13 protein-coding genes and 1 pseudogene are annotated in these 19,657 nt (G+C 66.7%); 2 read left to right on the top strand and 12 right to left on the bottom strand.

The genetic code is table 11. From position 1 onward, the window contains the following. Positions 1–25: 25 nt before the first annotated feature. A complete protein-coding gene (locus AB0O53_RS00885) occupies positions 26–514 on the bottom strand; it encodes a hypothetical protein (protein ID WP_365192485.1) in 489 nt (162 codons plus the stop codon). Further along, the gene (locus AB0O53_RS00890) at positions 483–7,943 is read right to left on the bottom strand and encodes a ricin-type beta-trefoil lectin domain protein (protein ID WP_365192487.1); all 7,461 of its coding nucleotides are present in this window, start codon (positions 7,941–7,943) and stop codon (positions 483–485) included. The genes AB0O53_RS00885 and AB0O53_RS00890 overlap by 32 nt, the downstream gene beginning before the upstream one ends. 381 nt (positions 7,944–8,324) lie before the next feature. Between AB0O53_RS00890 and AB0O53_RS00895 the strand changes: the two genes are divergently transcribed. Further along, on the top strand, positions 8,325–11,534 hold the full coding sequence (locus AB0O53_RS00895) for a DNRLRE domain-containing protein (protein ID WP_365192489.1): 3,210 nt from the start codon (positions 8,325–8,327) through the stop codon (positions 11,532–11,534). A gap of 76 nt (positions 11,535–11,610) precedes the next feature. Here the strand turns inward: AB0O53_RS00895 and AB0O53_RS00900 are convergent, their stop codons facing one another. Genes AB0O53_RS00900 through AB0O53_RS00920 form a run of 5 tightly spaced genes read right to left on the bottom strand, consistent with a single transcriptional unit; the run spans position 11,611 to position 13,468 of the window. Beyond that, positions 11,611–12,060, bottom strand: a complete 450-nt coding sequence (locus tag AB0O53_RS00900; protein WP_365192491.1) for a hypothetical protein — start codon at positions 12,058–12,060, stop codon at positions 11,611–11,613. Continuing rightward, positions 12,057–12,296, bottom strand: coding sequence for a hypothetical protein (locus tag AB0O53_RS00905; protein WP_365192492.1), 240 nt, complete (start codon positions 12,294–12,296; stop codon positions 12,057–12,059). The genes AB0O53_RS00900 and AB0O53_RS00905 overlap by 4 nt, the downstream gene beginning before the upstream one ends. Continuing rightward, positions 12,293–12,700 (bottom strand): hypothetical protein, encoded by a 408-nt coding sequence (locus AB0O53_RS00910; RefSeq protein ID WP_365192494.1) that lies wholly within the window; start codon positions 12,698–12,700, stop codon positions 12,293–12,295. Before AB0O53_RS00910 ends, AB0O53_RS00905 begins: the two co-directional genes overlap by 4 nt. Further along, positions 12,697–13,107, bottom strand: a complete 411-nt coding sequence (locus AB0O53_RS00915) for a DUF6093 family protein (RefSeq protein WP_365192496.1) — start codon at positions 13,105–13,107, stop codon at positions 12,697–12,699. The genes AB0O53_RS00910 and AB0O53_RS00915 overlap by 4 nt, the downstream gene beginning before the upstream one ends. Beyond that, complete coding sequence (locus AB0O53_RS00920) at positions 13,100–13,468, bottom strand: hypothetical protein (RefSeq protein WP_365192497.1); 369 nt, start codon at positions 13,466–13,468, stop codon at positions 13,100–13,102. The genes AB0O53_RS00915 and AB0O53_RS00920 overlap by 8 nt, the downstream gene beginning before the upstream one ends. 83 nt (positions 13,469–13,551) lie before the next feature. On the opposite strand from AB0O53_RS00920, the gene AB0O53_RS00925 reads away from it, so the two are divergent. Beyond that, positions 13,552–14,220: a hypothetical protein gene (locus tag AB0O53_RS00925; RefSeq protein ID WP_365192499.1), complete on the top strand. Its 669-nt coding sequence runs from the start codon at positions 13,552–13,554 to the stop codon at positions 14,218–14,220. 178 nt (positions 14,221–14,398) lie between these two features. Here AB0O53_RS00925 and AB0O53_RS00930 read toward each other — a convergent pair whose 3' ends face one another. From AB0O53_RS00930 to AB0O53_RS00950, 5 genes and pseudogenes are all read right to left on the bottom strand, one after another. Next, positions 14,399–14,593, bottom strand: a complete 195-nt coding sequence (locus AB0O53_RS00930; protein WP_365192501.1) for a hypothetical protein — start codon at positions 14,591–14,593, stop codon at positions 14,399–14,401. Between the two features lie 870 nt (positions 14,594–15,463). After that, positions 15,464–15,910 (bottom strand): annotated as a pseudogene (locus AB0O53_RS00935) (SRPBCC family protein); the annotation flags it as partial. Positions 15,911–16,102: 192 nt separating this feature from the next. Then, positions 16,103–16,702 carry a hypothetical protein gene (locus AB0O53_RS00940; protein WP_365192503.1) on the bottom strand — a complete coding sequence of 200 codons (600 nt, stop codon included), beginning with the start codon at positions 16,700–16,702 and terminating at the stop codon, positions 16,103–16,105. Positions 16,703–17,158: 456 nt separating this feature from the next. After that, positions 17,159–17,662, bottom strand: a complete 504-nt coding sequence (locus AB0O53_RS00945; RefSeq protein ID WP_365192505.1) for a hypothetical protein — start codon at positions 17,660–17,662, stop codon at positions 17,159–17,161. Positions 17,663–17,769: 107 nt separating this feature from the next. Then, entirely contained in the window at positions 17,770–18,723 is a 954-nt protein-coding gene (locus AB0O53_RS00950) for a NucA/NucB deoxyribonuclease domain-containing protein (protein WP_365192507.1), read from the bottom strand. Positions 18,724–19,657 lie beyond the last annotated feature (934 nt).

Consider the following 19,657-nt stretch of genomic DNA (forward strand, 5'->3'; position numbering starts at 1 on the left):
CTTCAGATTTGCGTGTGTACCTGAGCTACTGGCCCCCGATGGACTCGCGGAACCGCCGCACCTCAGAGATGGTCGTCGACCACTCAGAAATTTGGTTCCCGTCCTCGTCAACCAAACTTCGAGCCTCCACATATCGCCAAGGCTCTTGCGGATTGAACTCTTCTTCGAGGCCATCCAGGAAGATGATCGAATTTTGCACGTGGACAGATTCCCCTTCCCGGTAAATGGGCCAGCAGAAGATGAAGTTAGCGGTCTCCGGGTCCGTGATCGAAGAGATGAGGCACGAGGTCGAACTGTCGCTCGCCTCAAGCTCCCTCAGGGCTCTCTCCCAACTTCGAGAGTAGTCAGCCACCGTCCAGAAGCTCAGGTCCATCGGGAATGATTCTGAGAAATCCCCGACCGTGACCCTACCGGCGGCCTCGGAAGGCGACGAGACGCCACCCTCCGAGGCGGGATCACCGATCACTTCGATCGCGAATCGGTCATTCCTTGAGATAGTTGAGGTCTGGGTCATAAGTACCGATCCGTTGGCCCTTGCGGTTGAACATCTTCCAGCCGTCCGACACATTATGCCCGTCAACATCTGGCGTGATGTAGTTCTTCCCGTTCGAGAAGACCACCTGTCCGTGCGAATTGAACGGAGCCTTCTGCGCAGGGATTCTCGTCCTGTACCCAAGGGCCCCCGCCCTGTCCCCTACGGTTCCGGCGTACAACTCCCGGTTCTGCGCACTTCGCGCGGCTACCGAGTCCGGATGATACGGATCACCCTTGAGCGCCGGGGAAGACGTGTACCCCTCAGGAAGATCACAGTTGCTGTTGTGAACGAGAACCGGCGTCTGACCAGCGAGCACATAGTACGTGTGCAGGTCGGCGACGGTGAGGTTGTAGGTCGTATGAAGCGCCTGGTACACACGGACCGCCGCGACTGCCACCGCCGCTCCGTCGTCGGTCTGGAGGGCATCACCCGGCTGGAGGTCTCCAGCCTCCTTCCAGGCCTCCTCAGTCTTGGACCAGAAGGGATGATGATCAGTCGTCGTGATGGTCTTCACGCCGTCTGCTGTCTGAATGGTTACATCGGCGTATTCCTTGTCATCCTCGGTGTAGATGGTGGCAGTGACCGCCTTGGTGCCACTTTCACCCGTTTCGGGGTCGGTGGCATGCACTTCATCGCCGACGGCAAGTTTCTCGATCGGTTTGCTGGTTCCGTCTGCCAGCTGGACTTTTGTTCCCGGCACAAAGCTGTCACATTTGCCGAATATGCGCTTGAGGAATCCGCCAACCTTCTCAGCCAAACCTGACTTTCCTGCCACCTTGGCTGCTACGGCTGCCTTTCCTCCTGGAACTGGCGCAAAGGCTTCGCCGACCATAGATTCCGCAGAATCTTCCTCGCTGCTAATTCCCATCTTCTGGAAAAGCCAGTTCACCTGACCGCGGTTGGTGGTTAGTTTCCACCCAAGCGCTTCTTGCAAGCGACCGAAGGGGTTTACTGCATCTCCAGTGCTGACCACACCCCGGATTACGCCCGTGAAGACTTTGGTCATGCTGAAGGTCCACGGCTTTTTCCAACGGTTGTCGTGACCGCCTTGTCGGCAGTCCGGGTCCCAGGAGCAGGACTTTCGCCAGGAGGCACGTGCCGCGCGTTGCGTGATGCGCTTTTTGGCGACGGTCACCACCTTGGAAGCCTCGGCCTGGAAGCCGGGGTCGCTGTCGCCTTCAAAGTACTTGAGGCCGTCGGGGTCCAGGTTGGTGATGGGGTTGCCGTTGGCGTAGGTGTACCCGTTCATCTGGAGCGGGTCAGTGATATCGATGATGGGGTCGACCGTGATGAAGCGGCCGGTGCTGGGTTCGTATTCGCGGGCGCCTATGTGTGTCAGGCCGGTGGTGTTGTCGTCGTTTCCGGTACCGAGGAAGGTGCGGTCGCCGGGCCAGTTGGAGGGCTGGCTGCCGCGGGGGTTGCCGTAGGGGTCGGATCGGCGGCGGGTGACCGGTTGGCCGTCCTTCTGGTCGACGCTGGTGGTTGCGGTGCCGTGGTGATCGGTGAGGAGCTGCGAGAGGGTGTGGCCTGTGGTCTTGCCGTTGGTGCGGCGGACCGTGATGGGGGCTCCGGGGCTGTTGTAGTAGCGGACGGCGTCGATGGCTTTGCCGGCCTTGTCGACGGTGATCTCGGTTTCGCCGAGGTAGAGGGTGCGGGAGCTGCCGGTTTCCTGGATGACGCGGTTTCCGGAGGCGTCATAGAGGTAGCTGGTGAGGTTGCCGAAGCTCCACTGCTGTGCGGGCGTGACGGGGCTGGCGCAGGTGTAGAGGTCGAGGTCGTTGCCTTCGGCGGCGTTGTCGTTGGGGACGGTGAGGCACTGGTTGGTGCCGGTGAACAGGGCCTTGTCCGAGGCTCGGTAGGTGAACTTCTGGTTGGAGTCTCCGTTGCAGGTTTTCAGAACTGCGTCGCCGCCTTGCGCAGTGAGGCATTTGCCGAGTGCCTGGACGGTTCCTGCGGTGAAGCGCCACTGCTGGGGCTTGGTCTCGTTGCAGGACAGCAGTTGGACGGCGGTGCCGTCGGCGGTCTTGCCGTTCTCGACGTCGATGCATTTGCCCGAGAGGCCGGTCACGGCCACGGAGCCGATTCCTGGGCTGGTGGCGCTCTGGAGCTTGTTGCGGTGGTCCCAGGTCAGGTCCTGCGTGTCACCGTCGATGGTGCGGCTTTTGGTGTTTCCGGCCGCGTCGTAGGTATAGGTGGAGGCGGACTGGACGGTGGACCCGGCGGTCTTGACCGTCTTGTTGATCTTAGTGAGGGCGTGGGGCTGCTTTTTCGGGGCGGGCTGGGCGCCTCCCGTGATTTCCACGCCGTACTGGTAGGTGGTTACGTCGTCGAGGGCACTGTCGGTCGGGTCGTGGTCGGTCAGCTTGGTGCGATTGCCGATCGCGTCGAACGAGTATTCCTGCCAGTAGGCGTCGTCCGGAGTGCTTGAGGCAACCTCGCTGAGGGACGGCCCCGTGGCACCGGTGGGGCAGCCGCTGCTGCTGCCGGTCCACGCCTGTGTGAGCTGGCCGATGGCGTCGTAGGTGAAGCATTGCCGGTCGACGAGCGGGGATGAGGCTTCGGTGGCGGTGGGACGGGGGTCGGGGTAGGTGTCGGTGATGGAGGTCGGGTTGCCGGCCGTGTCGTAGGCGTATTCGAGGGCGGACAGGAGGTTGGACTTGGAGTAGGTGTCAGCCGTTTCGCGGTGGCTGGCCGCTCTGGCGAGCCGGCCTGTGTGGGGGTCGTAGTTGTTGCTGGTCCACACGCGGTGTGGGGCGTTGCCGGATGCGGTGCGCAGGACTTCGCCGTAGGGGCTGTAGATGGTGTCGGCGGTGTACCAGGACAGGCCGGACATGGTTTGGACCATGCCGTCGGCGTTGTAGCGGGTGACGAGCTTTTCGGCTGCCAGGCCGCCGACGGTTGCCGGGAGGGTCGTGGATTGGACCTTTCCCGTGGGGGTGTAGGTGGTGCTGTAGGCGTAGGTGCCGGCGAGGCCTGTGGTGGAGGGCAGGTCGGGGATGGTGATCCTCGAACCGGTGGGCCGGTACTCGCTGTCGTAGCCGGTTACTTCGGTCTTGTAGTGCTTCCCGTCAGCCCATTTACGGGTGACGGCAACGGGCTGGCCCTTGCCACCGGGCAGGGTGTCGTAGGTCCAGGTGGCGGTGGGATCTGGTTCGGTTCCGTCGCGCAGGGCGGTTTTGCGGCCGAGTGCGTCGTACGTGGTGTACTGCGTGACGTTGTGGGCGCTGGTTGCTGATATCTGCTGGTCGAGATTGTTGTAGGTGAAGGTCGACTTGCCCATGTCGGGGTCGTCGGAGGCGGTCATGCGCCCGCGGGCGTCGTAGGTGTAGGTCCAGTTGTTGAGGGCAGCGTCGGTGACCTTGGCGAGCTTGCCGCGTATGTCGTAGGTGTACCTGGTCTTGTTGGTGTGGGGGTTGTCCACCAGGGTCGGGTTGACGGCCGTGGCGGTCGTTGCGGTGTAGTGCTCGATCAGGCTGGTGCGGCCGAGTGCGTCGGTGCTGGTCTTGACGGCACGGCTGCCCGGGAGTGCCTCATTTCCCGTCGGGGACATTGCGGTGCGGGTGAGGGTCCAGTCGCCGCCGTACTGGGTGGTGGTGGCGTGCTTGGGGTCGCCCTTGTCCAGGGTGGTGCTCCGTACGGGGCGGCCAAGGCCGTCGTAGGCGGTCTGGGTGGCGTTGGGGATGAGGGTGTCCGACACCGGAACGAAGAGTTCTGTGTCGAGCTTGGTTTCGGCGAGATAGCCGTTGTTCGCCCGGCTGACGGTTCCGTTCGCGCTGTGGAGGGTGTCGGTGACCAGAACGGCGCCGCCCGGGCCCTCGGTCTTCGTCTGGCGCGGTCGCAGCAGCCCGTCGTAGATCGCGATGGAGGTGCTGTAGGTGCCGTTGTCCTTCAGGCGGCGGGTGGTGACAGCCGGCTCTTTGAGCGCCTCGATCTGGTACTCGAAGCTGTAGGCGGGCTTATCGGTGGGCTTCTGCGAGGGGGTCCGGACCTCTGTGGTGCGTCCGAGTTCGTCGTAGGTGGTGGTGGTCGTCCGGCCGTTGGCATCGGTCGCTTCCAGCACACTGCCGCGTGCCGGGTCGACCTTGGTGGTCACCGTGTGCCCGAGGGCGTTGGTCGTGGTGACGGCGAACGCAGGTCCGGTCGGAGGGTTGAACGTAACGGCCGCCGGGTTGCCGACAGCGTCGTAGACCTTGATGACGCGGCCGAGCTTGTCGTATTCGGTACGGCCGGAGGGCGCCCAACCCGTGCCGGCCCCGTCGAGGGTCTCTACCTGGAACGGCATGCCCTTGGTGGGGGCCGCGCCGAACGCGTTCAGGGCGTCGTAGGAGGTGCGAGTCGCGGAGAGGGTGGTGCCTGGCTCGATGCCGCCGCCGGAGCAGTCGCCTGTGGTTTCGCGGACTTCTGCCGGCAGGCCGATCAGGTTGCTGGCGGGATTGTGGACGTAGGTGGGTACGGTGCAGGACTGCTTGACGGTGGTCCAGCCGGTGCCGCTGCTTTCCATGGCATCGGTCTGGGTCGCCTTGAGGAGGCCGTAGGGGCCCTCGTAGGTGTGGGTGCTGCGCTCCTTGCGGGCCTTTCCGCCGCTGATGGACTGAATGTTCTCGGTGAAGTCCAGGCCCATGCGGTAGGCGATCAGATCGCTGGTGTCGGGTCGCTTACGCCGAGCGGTTTCGGTGCTTTGCGGCCGCGTGAGTTCGCGGGACTCTACGTCTTCGCCGGGCGCGTGGGTGCCAGCCTTGGTGTACGTGATGGTCTCGGCGGGCATCCCCTGGTACTGGGGCTTGTCCTCGCCGAGTTCTGTCGTGCCGGTGGAGTCCTTGATGATGATCGGCGATGTTCCCGTGGACAGGCCGCGGAAGTACCGGGTGCTGGTCTGGGACTGCACGGTCGCGGTGGCAGTCCCGGTGTTCTCGGTCGCGCCGGTGGTGGTGACGACTTCGGCGTAGCCACGCCATTGGCTGTAGGTGCGTCGTTCGGGCTTGGTGAACTCGTCGTCCTCCTTGGCCCAGGCAGCCCCGCCCTTGTACTCGTAGGAGGTGGTGACGGGGGGCCGCTTGGCGACGCGGTCTCTCTCGACCACGCTTTCGACGACGTACTTGTTGAACAGCTCCAGTGGTGGGGTCTTGTCCGGGTCGAGTCCTGTGTCCGCGGACCAGTGGGCCGGGAAGCAACGGGTGGTGTTCTTCGCCTGATCGGCGACGGTGGTGCCGGTCGCACACGGGCCAGAGTAGTTGACTTCGATCTCGCCGCCGGTCTCGGTGAGGATCGTCTGCAGACGCAGCCTGTCGAAGTCCGGAGCCCGGTCCGGCTTGCCATCGGCGCCGGGGGCTTTGAGGACACGATTGGGCATGTCCACCTTGTTGGCCTTGAACGAGACCGCCGGCAACGGCACACCGATAGTGCTGTTCTTCGAGCCGTAGCCGGTACGTGTGATCGACTCCAGCCACAGGGGCGGGCTGGTGTCCGTACGCGAACCCGGCAGGGACTGCTTGAGCGCCCACTGGTCGACCTTGGTCAGCTGTGTGGAGCCCTCGGTGCGCTGCGCCGAGGTGATAACGCGGTCCAGGCGCATCCGGGACCAGAAGGTCGGCGAGAAGTTCACGCACGTCGCGGCGTTCATCTTGCAGTTCAGGGAGGCGGGGGTGTCCCACCACCCGACCGTCTTCTGGGTCCCGAAGAGCGCGTCGTCACACGAGACATCCCTCTCGGCGAAGCAGCGCTGCTTCACCTCGAACTCGACCTTGGCTGCAGGGGCGCCGGCGAGGTTCTCGGCACGAAGGCCGTAGAGGATGCGTACGGGATAGCCACCCCGGGTGTACCCGACAGCGTCAGGGTTCTTCTCGTTCGCCTTCTCGTTCTTCGCGTAGCGGTTCTCTTCCTTCGCCCAGTCAATGATCATGGCGTTGCCGTGGATGTCCTCGACGTAGTCGAGGTTCCAGCGCCAGGCCTGGCGGCAGGAGGAGTCCTTGTATGCCGTTGCATGGCACGGCTCGCCGGGATGGTTGCCGAAGACCGGGACCGTGAAGACGGACTCCGTGACGTTCTTGGGGTCAGTGCCGTCGCCGTGAGTGCCGACATTGTGGCGGCCGTAGTGGTAGCGGGTACCGTCGCGAGTGGTGACGACCCAATACTCGCCGTTCCTCACCCGGCTGTCGCCACCGGTCTTGAGCTCGACGACGGAACCGTCATCGGTCGCCGGCACCCACTTACCGGTCGCCTCGTCGTGGACGAGTTCGGTCGTTGACCCGCCGAGGGACAGAATCACACTGTCCCCGGCCCAGCAGAGGTCGCCCTTCTTCTTGTCCGTGGTGTTGTCGTTGTTGGCCTTGCCACCGGTAGGCGAGGGCTTCCGGTCCTCCGAGCACGTGCGGTAGCGGCGCTCGATGAAACCCGGGTGGTAGTCCCAGCCGTCACCGATCCACGAGGCCTGGCTGTTGGTTACGGACGTTTTGCCGTCCACTGCCTGCGAGGAGTACGAGAACGCGATGGAGGGAGTCGGTCCGGCGGGTGCCGGCGGCACCGCCAGTGGGTAGGTCCACGAGAAGCCGCCGCCGCTGGCACCCGCAGTCCACGAGCCGGAGGGAGACAAGGAGGTTGCTCTGTAGGTGCCGCCCGCTCCCGCCCCGCTGTCCGAGGCCACCACTGCCATAGCGCTGGCGGAACCGCCGGTCATCGCCGTCATACCGGACGCAGGGGTGGCCGTGGGGTCGACCGTCGCGATGACCTTCTTGTCCCCTGCAACGTTGGTGGTGGGTACCTCGGTGGAGACGGCGCAGTCGGGGTCTTCGGGATGGTCGATGAAGCAAGCGGGATACTGCCTCAGCTTCAGGCGTGCGGACCAGTCGGTGCCGTAGAGATCTTCGAACTTCGAGTAGTCCAGGGCAATATCGACCGGATTCACCGCGTCGACAGGCGGGGTGATCTTGATGACGGCACCGTCAACACCCGCAGCCTCCACTGTGGCCGGAGCCTGTACGCCTGCCGTCCAGGTACCCGTAGGTGCGGCTCCTGTGCCTGCGGCTTTGCCGAGGCTGACGGGCAGCTCTCCGACCTGGAGGAAATCGGTGCCCGTTGGCGGCGGGAGGGTCACTGGAATGTCGGGGCTGCCGTCCGGCACGCTCACCGCGGTCGGCTTGTATCCCTCGGGCTCAGCCGGAGGATCACCGGTCCAACCGTCGAGCTGCGCCATGGCGATCTGGTCGGCCTTGGCGGGTCGATCATCCTGAAGTGTCGGCAACTTGACGCCACTGCGGTCGCCCGGTGGCGCCGCCCAGGCCTGAGATGGCAAGAGTGTCGCCACCAGCACCACGGAGAGTGTGATGCCGGCGCGCCCGGCCAGGCGCGCGCGTGCTGCGCGCGCCTTTCTGTTTCCGGGCAGGCGGAAATTGTGCGCCGAGAACGGCGACATGTAGACCCCCCACGCTCTGCCGCCGCGGCGATGGCACACGGCCGGCAGGGAACTGACAATTAGCCAGCTGATTCTCAGCTGCACTGCACGGAAAAGCCATGGTTCCAATATTCGGTGTGCTGATTATCACTTTGCCGCCTGTATACCTTGGGGCAATCGATATAAATCGCCCTGAAGCCCTGGCCAGCGACCTTGGCGGGGTGGTGACGATGTCGGACGGATGGTTCATGCTCGGCACGCGAGTCATCTGCCTGAAGGGCAGTCGAGCGGCCGATAGGAACCTCTCGCTGCCGGCTCGGTGACCGGAGTCAGTGTGAGTACCGAGGGCCGCTTAAGCCTGCCCGAGGGGGGAGAGGTACAGCTGTGTCTGTCAGTGAATCCGTGGACGAAAGACCGCCAACAGCGGCCATCGGACCAGCCGCCGGTGCGCCAGGCCGTCCGTGGTTCAGACGCCGTCGAGCCCTGGGCGGCCTCGCCGCCCTCCTGGCCGGAGCGGTCGCGATACCCGTCGGCGTCCACGTCACCGGCAGCGGGACGGATCCCCGGCCGGACAAGGATCTGCCCATCGCCGCGAACGAAGCGCGGCGCATGGCGCAGGAGACGGGTAAGGAGGTCGAGGCCACTGCGGAGCGCAGTGCGAACACCACGACCTTCGCCCGGCCTGATGGCAAGTTCCGCAAGCAGATTTTCAGCTCGGCCGTCCGTGCCAAGGTCGACGGCGGGTGGAAGCCCGTCGACACCAGCCTGCAGCGCGTGAAGGACGGGTACGCGGCGAAGGCGGTCAACGGTCGCGTCGTCTTCAGTGCGGGTTCCCAGCAGGCAGGCAAGGGCGAACGTGCTTCGCGCTCCGTGACCCGGGTCTCCTTGCGGCAGGACACGCCTACCGAGGTGTGGACCGAGCTGGTCCGGCTGAACACCGCCGGCCATGACGTGGTCGTCAGCTGGCCGGGCCTGCTCCCTCAGCCCGTCATCGACGGCCCTCGTGCCCTCTACGAGAACGTCCGCCCGGGTATCGACCTGCTGATGACCGCACAGGACGGCGGCTATTCGCACCTCCTCGTCGTCAAGGACAAGCAGGCGGCGACCGATCCGCTTCTCGGGCAGCTGAAGTACCGTCTCGCCTCGCCCGACCTCACCTTCCACCTGGATGGCCAGTCCAGTGCGGTCAGCGCCCGCGACGGTGAGGGTGAGGAGGTCGTCGGCTCGCCGACCCCGATGATGTGGGACTCCAGCGGCAAGGTCGCCACCACCGACAACGAGCCGGCCTGGAAGCCGACCGACACCGCGCAGCAGCACCCGACCCTCGCGCTGCCCGGCCTCGCCGGCGCCGAAGGCGCACGGCTGAAGCCCGCCACAGCGGCCCTCGCCGACAACACCCTCTCCGTCACCCCCGACGCGTCCTTTCTGAATGCCGCGGAGACGGTGTACCCGGTGTTCGTCGACCCCTCGTTCAAGGGGCGCAAGCACGCCTGGAGCCTGCTCTACAAGACCGAGGGCAACTCGAGCTTCTACAACGGGCAGAACTACAACGCGAGCGGCACCAACGAGGCCCGCGTCGGCTACGAGTCCACCACCGGCGGCACTTCCCGCTCCATCTTCAACTTCGACTTCGGCGGCCAGTTGCACGGCGTCGGGATCGACTCGGCCGTCGTCCGCGCCCTGCAGACCTACTCGTGGTCCTGCACCCAGAAGCCGACGGACATCTACTCCACCCCGTACGTCACCTCCTCCAGCACGTGGAACAACACCACCGGATGGTGGACCTGGAAGGTCGCCACCGAGATGGCGGGGTACGGCTACAACAGCTCCTGCCCCGACAACTGGATCGCGCCCGACATCAAGGGCCTGGTCGCCCACGCCGCCAACAGCGGCTGGGGGGCACTGTCCCTCGGCTTCGCTGCCCCCAACGAGTCGGACTCGTACTACTGGAAGAAGTTCATCGCCAACGGCGAGACCGCCCCGTACATCGAGGTCGTCTACCACACGCCGCCGGACGTCCCCCTCGCGATGAACATGCAGACCTACCCAGGCGGCCCGTGCTTGACCAGCGGTGCCGGCACCGGCATCGGCAAGACGGACGTGACGTTCCAGGTCAAGGGTGTCGACCGTGACGACCTGCCCCAGCAGCAGAACCTCGCCGATGTCCAGATCGAGGTGTGGAACGCCGGTACCGGCGCGCAGGTCTACAACAAGTGGCTGCCTGTCAACAGCGAAGGCGTTGTCACCGCGACCGTGCCCCTGGGCGACTTCACCGACGGCCAGAAGTACTACTGGCTCGCCCGCGCCAGGGACAAGGACCAGCAGTACTCGCCCGGCAGCGGCCCGCTCGACTCCGGAGGCGGCGGCTGGTGCACCCTCACCGTCAGCCACACGATCCCCCCGAACCCCGCCGTCAGCTCCGCCGCGTTCCCTCCGCACGGTGACAACTACACCGAGTGGAGCGTCAATGAGGCCAGCACGCCCGGACAGAAGGTCACGTTCAAGGGCAACGGAGCCAAGCCCGAGGACATCCGCGAGTACCAGTGGAGCCTGAACCGACCGCTCTTCGACCAGAAGGCCACCCCCAACGCGGCGGGTGAGGCCGAAGCCTCCCTCCGGGTCGACACGGCCGGCCCGAACGTCCTCTACGTCCGCACCGTCAGCAAGTTCGGCAACATCTCCAACCCGACCCTCTACAAATTCCTTGTCAAGCCGCAGCCGGGCCAGGACAAGCCCGGTGACGTCACCGGTGACGGGCACCCCGACATCCTCGCCATCGACGGAGACGGGAACCTGCTCACCTACGGCGGCGACCAGATGGGCGACACCGACCACTACATGCTGAGCGCCGTTCAGAACGGGCTGCCGGCCACCGGGTACTGGAAGACCCAGAACGGGGTGCCCGCACTCATCGGCCACTCCACCGACTGGTTCCCCGGCGACGGACTCACCGACCTCATCGCCCGCATGCCCGACGGCAAGCTGTACATCTACCCCGGCCTCGGCAACAGCGCCGGCCAGTTCGACGTCGACCGCCGCATCGAGATCCTGCTTCCGGCAAGCGCGCCCAGCCCGGCCACCTTCCGGCAGATCGTCGTCAGCGAAGACGTCGACGGCGACAAGTTCGCAGACCTGTTCGCCATCGACACCGAAGGCGGATTCTGGATCTTCTCCGGCTACACCGGCGGCAGCTTCACCTCATACAAGAAGCTGGCCGGCGTCGTCTGGGGTCCGCGTGACCTCATCGGTGTCCGCGACGTCACCGGAGACAAGGTCCCCGACCTCCTCTTCCGGGACAACGCCAACGCCGGCCGCGGCCTGCTCCTGCGCAAGGGCAAGCCCGGCGCCAACGGCGGAGTCGACCTCCAGTCCATCGCCGCCTCCGTCGACTCCGACGGAGGCCAGGACTACACCTACGCCACCACCGGCTGGGGACGCACCGCCATCCCCAAGATCCTGGGCACCGCCGACGCCACCGGCGACGGAATCCCCGACATCTGGGCCGTAGACGCCGCCGGCAAGCAATGGCTCTACCAAGGCCGGGCAGGAGCAATCGGCCCCGCGTCCGGCGTCGACGAAGACAAATGGAACACCTTCCTCACCATCGGCTGACCGATCACGTCAGCTAAAGCCCGGCCGAGCTCGAGTGTCCTGCCAGGAACACAGTCCTGGCAGGACACCGGCGTATTCACGACGGCACTCCCGGCTTGGTCACCAGCTCAGAGACATCGAACTCGTACTGCTGGGCAAAGGTGATGACTTCGCTACCCGGAGCAACCTCAGCCTGGTCTGCCGCAAGGTACCTCCTCCACACATCGACCCCCGGGATCGCTAGCTCGCACTCCCACGCGCCCGAAGGAGTACGACGAAGGAAGGCGCGCCGCACGCGATCGGCCAGCCACTCGGCTTGGTCGACGCGGGCGGCGACGACGGTCACCTGATAGGTGAGGTGTGCGTCCTCAGCAGTGTCTGCGAAGGGCGCCCCGCTCACAGACCCGCCCAGCGGGTAGAGCACGGTGTACGGCAGCGACGCAGGCCGCCCGTCCACCAGGGGCAGGGAACCGAGCCCGCACGGCCTCCCGGTTGCCGTGACCAGCATGGCCCGGACCGCAGTCGTGATCGGGCCGCGGTCGATCACTCCGGACCTCCGGAGAAGTGGGAGGCGGCCGGGCCCTCGATCGAGAGGACGCCGTACCGGCACAGGCCGAGAGCGTCCCATTCGGTGACGCCCGGCGTAGTGATGATGGAAAGGGCCCGATCGCCGTCGCTGTCCAGCAGCTCGGCGACGATCACGGCACGGGACAGGATGCCCCGCTCGTGCCCGCCCAAGACCTCGGTCAGCGCCAGCTCGACGTCAGCGGACAGCTCGCTCACAATGCACGCCCCACAGCTGCACCGAGGAGGCGCACGACCGTCGGCGCGGTCGCCTCCAATGCGGGCCCGGCGTGCGGGAACGGCGGCTGCGCGTACCGGCGGCCGAGCGAGTCCGTGCCGACGAAGCCGTACTCCAGTCTCCGGGCCTGCGGGGCGCTGGTACCGACCTCCGCGACCCACACCGGGCCACCACCGTGGACCTCGGAGCGCCACGATGCCCGGTACTGGCCCGTGATCACCCGCGGGCCCGGGCGCCCGGACGCGCGGGCCCGGACCGCAGCGACGATCGCCGCCGCGCTGAACCGCACCGCCGCCTCCGACTCCCCGCGCAGCACCAACGCCCCCTGATCGAGAGCAACCGCCAAGGCCGCGGGGTGATTGAAGGAGCCCTTCTTCCTGCTCACGATGCGCTCCGGTCGTGCTGCTCCAGCCACACCGTCCGCAGCATGGGGAAGGACGACACCTCGCCCAGAGTGGTCACCTCGTACGTCCGGCCCACGGCCTGCGCGTCGCGGGCCTCGACCACCAGCACCTCGTCGTGTTCCTCCAACTCGGCCGCATCGACCGGCAGCAACAGCCGATACCCGGCCCGGACTTCTTCCGTCCACGCCCCGTCCCGGCCCCGGGAGCGGATCTTCTCCTGCTGCGGATACAGCCCGGCCTTCCCCTCGAACACAACGAGCGGGACGGCAGGGACCAGCTCCCCCGTCTCCGGGTCCAAGACCTCTTCCCCGCCGGCCCGAGTCACACGGACCTTGTCCGGCATCATGTGCCGATCAGCGAAGCGGGCGATGCCGCGAACGTTAAGCACTGGCCGCCCACTCCCGTAGCTGGGCCAACAGCCCGCGGGTCAGCTCCCCAGGCTGGCCGTCCAGGTCATCGCGGTTCAGTACGGCCTGGTCGAGTTTCTGCCACTCCACCGCGTCGAGGAATCCGATCACCACGTGCCGCAGGTCCGCCGGCTCCGCCATCACCTCCGCGAGCCCGTCGAAGCCGAAGCCCTGCCACTCGGTGTTGACGTACAGGGTGATCTCCGGGGCTTCGCCCGGGGCCTGCATGACCCGGTAGACCTCCACGGCGGCGGAAACGTCCTGGCCGTCGAGCTCGATTACCGGAGGCTCATTGTGGGGCGCGGTGATCCGAATGCGACGGGGCTGATCAAACTTGCTCATGCTCTGGACAGTAGGTGTGCGAAGCGCACGCCAACCCGAGGCTTCTCCCCGTACTCCACCCCGGCGGTCGACATCCTGGCCGCGTGAAACCGGAACACCTCATCGCCCTGTGGGGCTGGCCCGTAGCCCTCATGACCACGCTCGCAGCGACCGCTCTCGGTGCGCGCCTCAACGCCCGAGCCACCCGGCTTCGAGATGACCAGAAGGCCCGCGAGGAACTGGAAACGCTGGCGGACGAGTTCGCCAGCGCGGCTCTGGCCGTACGGGTCACCGGCTACACGAACGACTACCTCTGGAACGGCAGGACGCCCGTCCTGAAGGCCGCGATGATGGCCGGAGCGCAGTTCGCCGCCGGCATGCTGGACCCACGGAGATCCGGCGCATCAGCCACATGGGAGGCCGCAGCTCGCGCATCGGCTCTCCTGGCCTACCTGGACCGGGCGCGCAACCGGGCAGCGGCGGACGTCAGCGATTCCCTCAAGCACGCCCTCCGCGTCGCCATGCCCCTGGCCCGGCACGCTGACTCTGCTGTCGAGTCCGCCACCGGCGCCGTGCTTGACGCTCTGCTTCAGCACAGGAGCCAAGCGGAGCTCGACCGGCGGCTTCGTGCCTTTCGGGAGGCGGTACGGAACGCGGCGACCACGCCCATCCCGCGCTGGCGCCGGGTTTGTCGATCGGCTGCATCACTGCCTGGGCGAATGCTCAGCGCCACCCGTGCCCGCCTTCGCCGAACCGCTCCCGCGGCGCCCTGAAGCGGCTTGCCGGGGACGCTCGCGTTCCCGAGGCGCGGGCCGGCTCAAGGTGAGCCCCGGGCAAGTCCTAGCCCGGGTTCCCACACCGTTCTCCTGCTAGAACAGCAGCCGGACGTGACAGAGTCCGACCGAGGTGACTACGGGCTCGGCCGGACTCTGCGTGCGTGGGTACCGCTGCTCAGAAGTCGTCTTCGCGCAGGTCCCGCTCGTCTCGAAGCAGGTCCTCCTCGCGGCGGCGCTCGCGCTCCGTCTCCTCGCCGCCCCGGCCACGAGAAGGCTGGGCCGTGTCGGGGTGGACCGGGGCCTGGCCCGGGCGCTGCGAGCGCATCTGCTCCTCGCGGCCCTTGCCGGGTTCCTGGCGCTTGTTCTGCACACCGCCCGTGACGGGTGTCTCCTCCGGTGCGCGGACGATGCGTGATGTCCGTTCCCTTCACGCTGGCACGCCTCGTGATCCTCTGCATCCTTTCGGTAGTCAATATTGCCCTTCCAGGCTGGAGCGCAAGCCGCGCAAGGACCGCACCGAGGTCACCTTCGTCCTGCTCGCCGACATCCCACCCGGGCCGGTGAGCGTGGTCGGCGACTTCAAGGCTGGCAGCCCGGCATCCACAGACTGACGGCCCGCAAGGACAGCACCCGTGCGGTGACCGTGGCGCTGCCCGGCAAAGCCAACGAGGAGAGCGCCGACGGCCACGACGGCATCAACAATCGCCTGCTTACCTGAACGGCCGAACCCACGTGACCGGGGGACCCAGCGAAGCGTTGGAGGTAGCGACACGTGCCCGCGGCCCCACCATCTGGAGCCGGACCCGTGTGACGGTCCTGCTACCCCGCCCGGCCGCAGGACCGTCGTCCCCTCCCCGCGCAACACCAGGCCCCATACGGGCAGCTTCTCCGCCAGCCCGCAGACGGGCAGGAACGGCGTCCCCGCGCGCCAAGGTCGCGACCCCCTCCGCCGGACTGGCCGGAATACCGGGGCGAGCGGCACCCTGGACACATGGAGAGCGCGCCCATCCTCGTGCACGAGCCGTCTCCGACCGGCGGGCGCCTGGTGACGCTGCGCCACCAGGACCGCGAAAGGGTCCTTGGCACGGCCTTCTCCGATCACGACCTGGTGGTCTTCCTCGAGGCCGCCGGGGTGGTCTCGCCGGCCAACGTCCTCGACGATCCGCAGCTGGTTCAGTGGAGTGGAGCCGGGGCGCACGAATGGCACGCCGCCTGAGGATCGAGGAGAGGGGCGGGGCCAGACCTCGCCCCGCCAGGCGCCGCTCTCGCTACCACGCTCCTCAACGAACTTCTTGAACCGCTGAAGGTCCCCGGTGACCTGGCGGTCGATGAAGCCGAACTTGTCCGCGATGGTCTCCGCCAGCCCGTCGGGGTCGAATGCCAGCCGCAAGGTCACCTCGGTGCGGTTCGGGTCGACAGGGTGGAAGGTGACGACGCCCGACTGCTCAGCCTCCCCGCCCACAGTGACCCAGGCGATCCGCTCGTTGGGGACCTGCTCGGTGATCTCGGCATCGAACTCCCGGTCCACCCCGCCGATCTTGGTCACCCAGTGCGTGAGGGTCTCGTCGACCTGCTCGACGCGGCGCACCCCGTCCATGAACAGTGGGAACGTCTCGAACTGGGTCCACTGGTTGTAGGCGGTGCGGACGGGGACGTCGACCTCGATGGATTCCTTGACTTCCGACACGACAGGCGGTTCCTTCGGGCGGGGGGCCACACAGTGGCCCGCTCATCTGGGACGGGTGGATCTTTGCCCACTGGGCCGCGGCTACCTGACCGCCGGACCTGCGAACCCCTCGGACGGCCGCTCGAATCGACGACCCGGGCGCACCGCTCATCGCTCCGCCTCGGATGCCTGGGGCTGGCTGCCTGACGGTGTTCAGTGTGGGAGGAGGTGCCAGTGCTGGGCGCGCACCACGTACGGTGCCAGGGTGCGGGCCCGCCGCCACATGCTGGAGAGTTGCTCAGCCGGGCGCTGTTGCTCGCCCTGCAGTGCGTTGAGAACGATCAGCCCGCAAGTCAGAGCCGGCACGGACCACTGGGCGTAGGACAGCAGGCGTTCGGCCTGCCCAGCGTCGACGGCGAGACGGTCCGCCTCCTCAGCGTCCTGGGGATCGCCGGAGGAGGCCAGCTCGATCTTCTTGCCCAGCACGCGGGTGTAGGCGGTGGCGACCAGGGCGGCGCCGGTCAGCAGCGTCTTGGCCAGGGCAGAGGCCGCCACACCCTGCTGGGTGACCACGCGGGTCGCGTTGACTGCGAGCAGACCGGTTGAGCCAACGAGGTGCACCCCGATCGCAGCGGCGCCCACAGGAGCCCACATAGCCCAACCCGAACTCGCGATCCTGGCACCTTCCTCCCAGGTCTTCCCTTGGGCTTTCGCGGCGCCGTTCAGGGCGACCGCGCCCATAAGGGAGCCGCCAAACCAGGCGGCCAGTCCCACGTCGTGCAGGCTGCGCAGGACGGTGTTGCGTTCCGACATGGGGGACGACTCCTCGCGCGCGGGAGTGCCGACAGGCCGCCGACACTCCTGCCACCGTCACCCCGAGGGCCTTGCCGTGCCATTACGGCTGGTCCGAACGGCCCCCGCAGGTGCCGAGTTCTTACGGGAGCGGCGAAGGGGTCGCCTCAGTGGTGTGAGCAGCACACAGATGCGCTTCGTACAGCTGCTGACGAAGGTGCAGGAGAGCTTGGGCGTCGGCCACCGCCGCCAGTTCGACGAGCAGGTCCCGGATCCGCGGATCGTCGCCTAGGCATACGGCCCGGACGATCTGGTCGACGAGTTCGCGGACGCTCTGGCCGACAGCAGAGGGGCCGGCCGTGGCCCAACCAAGACCGGCCGGCCCCGCCGCACAGTTACGCTCAATGGCTTTGATGAGGGACGGCGGTGTCGCTTCGCTCCGAGCGGAGGGTCGGGACACCGCTGTTTCCGGTCCCGTCATCCTTGAAGCAGCCGCCGCCGTCTGGCCTCTTCATCGGAGTCAGGCAGAGCCGCCGTGCTGGCAGAAGCCGGAGCCGTCCGCTCAGAAAGCCGAAGGGACACCCGGTACGCCTCAGCAGATTCGAGGACAGAAGCATCTGGGTCCTGCCGACGGCCGCGGGCTTCGACTCCCAGCTCGTACCACCCTGGGCCAGACGTCGACAGAATCGGAAGATCTAGCTGCGGCCCGCTGACGACCGACTCGATCCGCAGGTTGCCGGTAGGGGACCAAACCAGCACCGTCGCCTCCTCCTCCCATTCCCCCGGCGAGTCTGACGAGTCACCTGTGCGCACCTCCACCTGTACGTTGCCGGTATTGATACCGGTGCGCACGATGGCCCCTGCGGACATGGGGGCGATCAAGCTCCCGGACCAGTCCGTGCTCTCGATGGGTACCTGTCCGTCGTCGAAGATCCCGAAGATGCCTTCGTTGATGAAGACTGGGGCCTGGTGGTATGTCATCACGGCTCCTCATGTCGTACGGCGCAGCTGCCGCCAGGCGAGGTAATCACCGGCGTGGCCGCCATGCAACGGCCAGGCCCCGGGTGCGCTGGCGACAGCGTAGCCATCTACTGGACGACCACGTTGAAGGGGTCGTCCTGCAGGACGCGTTCGCGGCGGAAGAACTGTGTGTTGGTGCCTCCCTGTGAGTTGTTGTCCGCTACGGCGATCATGCACACGCTGACGCCGACAGGGCCTGTCCCCGCCGGAACGCCGTTGAACCCGCAGCCCGGGTGGGTTCGCCGTGTCCCTCCGGCGTTCAGCCCCTGCTGCGACGACGCAATCGGGTACTCGTCGCAGGACTTGCCGGGAACGCTCGGCGCGGACCCGCATGCCTTCGTGCGGTTGGAGTCGATGACGGTCTGGTCCTCGGTCCGGGTCAGCCGCGACGGCAGCCCGCTGGCCTGAGCCTTGGACACGTGGTCGGCGAGCTCGGGAGCCGCGGTGCGGGTGTAGACGAGGTTGGAGGCAGCCCACGGGATGACGCATCCGATGCCCGGCCGGCCGGCGGTGGCGTTGTCGCAGCGGACCTCGTTCATCGAGTAGTCGACGACGGCGGGGTCATAGCCGGCGTTGTTGAAGGTGAGATACCACTGCGTCTTGCACTTGCCCTTCGTCGCGGGACCCACGAGCGAGCTGTCGAAGAAGGACTCGCCGGTGTTCCAGCTGTTGACGGGCGAGAGGGGCTTGGCCGGGAACGTGGCGCTGTTTCGAGTGCAGGGCCCCGACAGCGTTGCCTGCCCGTCGATCGTCGCCTTGGTGGCGTCTCCCCAGCCGCCGTACATCGACGTGTCGATCTGGTGCGCGTAGCGGCCCTGACCGGTGTCGGTGTAGTTGTACTGCATCACGATGAGGTTGGCCTGACCGGTCGTCGTCCGCTGCCCGTTGGTGACGCGGTACGTGGTGTAGGTGACCGTCTGCCAGATGCAGGCCTGGGTACGGGTGGCCCACACCTGGTTGTTGGCCTGGTCGCACCACTGCGGCGGTGTGACGCTCGCGGCGAGACTGGGTGAACGCCTCAACGCGTCGTTGGAGGGCGTGTCCTTGGTTGTGACCTCGACGCAGCTGTGGCGGCCGTCGGACGTGGGTGTCGAGCATGCGTTGTTGGTGGCCGCCAGCGACGCGGGACCGCTTTCGGGCTTCGGCTCCGGCTTTCGGGCCGTGTCCCTGTCGGGTGTCAGCGGCCTGATGGTCGAGCCTGCCTGGGTTGCAGCGGTGGTCTGGGCAGGGGCTGCGGCCGTCGATCCCACGACGGCGGTGAGCGTGGCAGCCAGGGCGGTCGCAACTCGTAACACAGTTTTGCGGGCGGAGGTTTGGCGCACAGCGGTGTCCCTTCTGTGGGTCGGAAGGGGCGACAATAGCCCGACGATGCGGACATGTGTGCGATGAATTCGGTGTGTGAGATGTCAAGAGGGACGTTTCGGCTCAGCGTGTTGCTGGGATTGCCAGGGCTTCACGAAGAGACCGGAATCTTGTGGATTCTCCGCTTCCACAGGAGATCGGTCATTCGAGCTCCTTCGCCCGGGAACTCGGTCGGGGCGCCCGCCGAACCCGTGTTCCGCCTGTGTACTGGCGACTGGGTCAAGTGCTGCTGGAGGCGTGACGTCTGACCCACACAGATTGTCCGATCAACGCGGTTGAGCGACGTAACCGGAGCAAGCGCCCTCGGACCCACAGGCCCACACCTGGCCCACCGGCAACCCACCGTGTGAGGCGCCCTCGTTGAGCACCGGTGCGTCGCCGGCACCCATCTCGGCATCCAAGCCCCCGGGCTGACCCGCCCTGAACCGTCAGCCGGGCCGATGAGCCGCGGACCGGAGGGCGTCCCGCTCGCTGCCGTAGCGTGAGGCTTGTCCACTAACCAGAGCTGGCTGCTGTGCTTATCGGACCCAAGTGCCCCGTCCTCCCCAACGAGGACGGGGCACCGCTGCGTCTGCTCCGGTGCGCCCCGGCGTT

The sequence above is a fragment of the Streptomyces erythrochromogenes genome (assembly GCF_040684695.1).
Taxonomy (GTDB): Bacteria; Actinomycetota; Actinomycetes; order Streptomycetales; family Streptomycetaceae; genus Streptomyces; species Streptomyces erythrochromogenes_C.

What these genes read in the sequence shown, in the direction of transcription:
- AB0O53_RS00940 (WP_365192503.1), bottom strand. Translation starts at nt 16,702, where the DNA reads ATGTCGGAACGCAACACCGTCCTGCGCAGCCTGCACGACGTGGGACTG.
- AB0O53_RS00885 (WP_365192485.1), bottom strand. Translation starts at nt 514, where the DNA reads ATGACCCAGACCTCAACTATCTCAAGGAATGACCGATTCGCGATCGAA.
- AB0O53_RS00890 (WP_365192487.1), bottom strand. Translation starts at nt 7,943, where the DNA reads ATGTCGCCGTTCTCGGCGCACAATTTCCGCCTGCCCGGAAACAGAAAG.
- AB0O53_RS00945 (WP_365192505.1), bottom strand. Translation starts at nt 17,662, where the DNA reads ATGACATACCACCAGGCCCCAGTCTTCATCAACGAAGGCATCTTCGGG.
- AB0O53_RS00920 (WP_365192497.1), bottom strand. Translation starts at nt 13,468, where the DNA reads ATGAGCAAGTTTGATCAGCCCCGTCGCATTCGGATCACCGCGCCCCAC.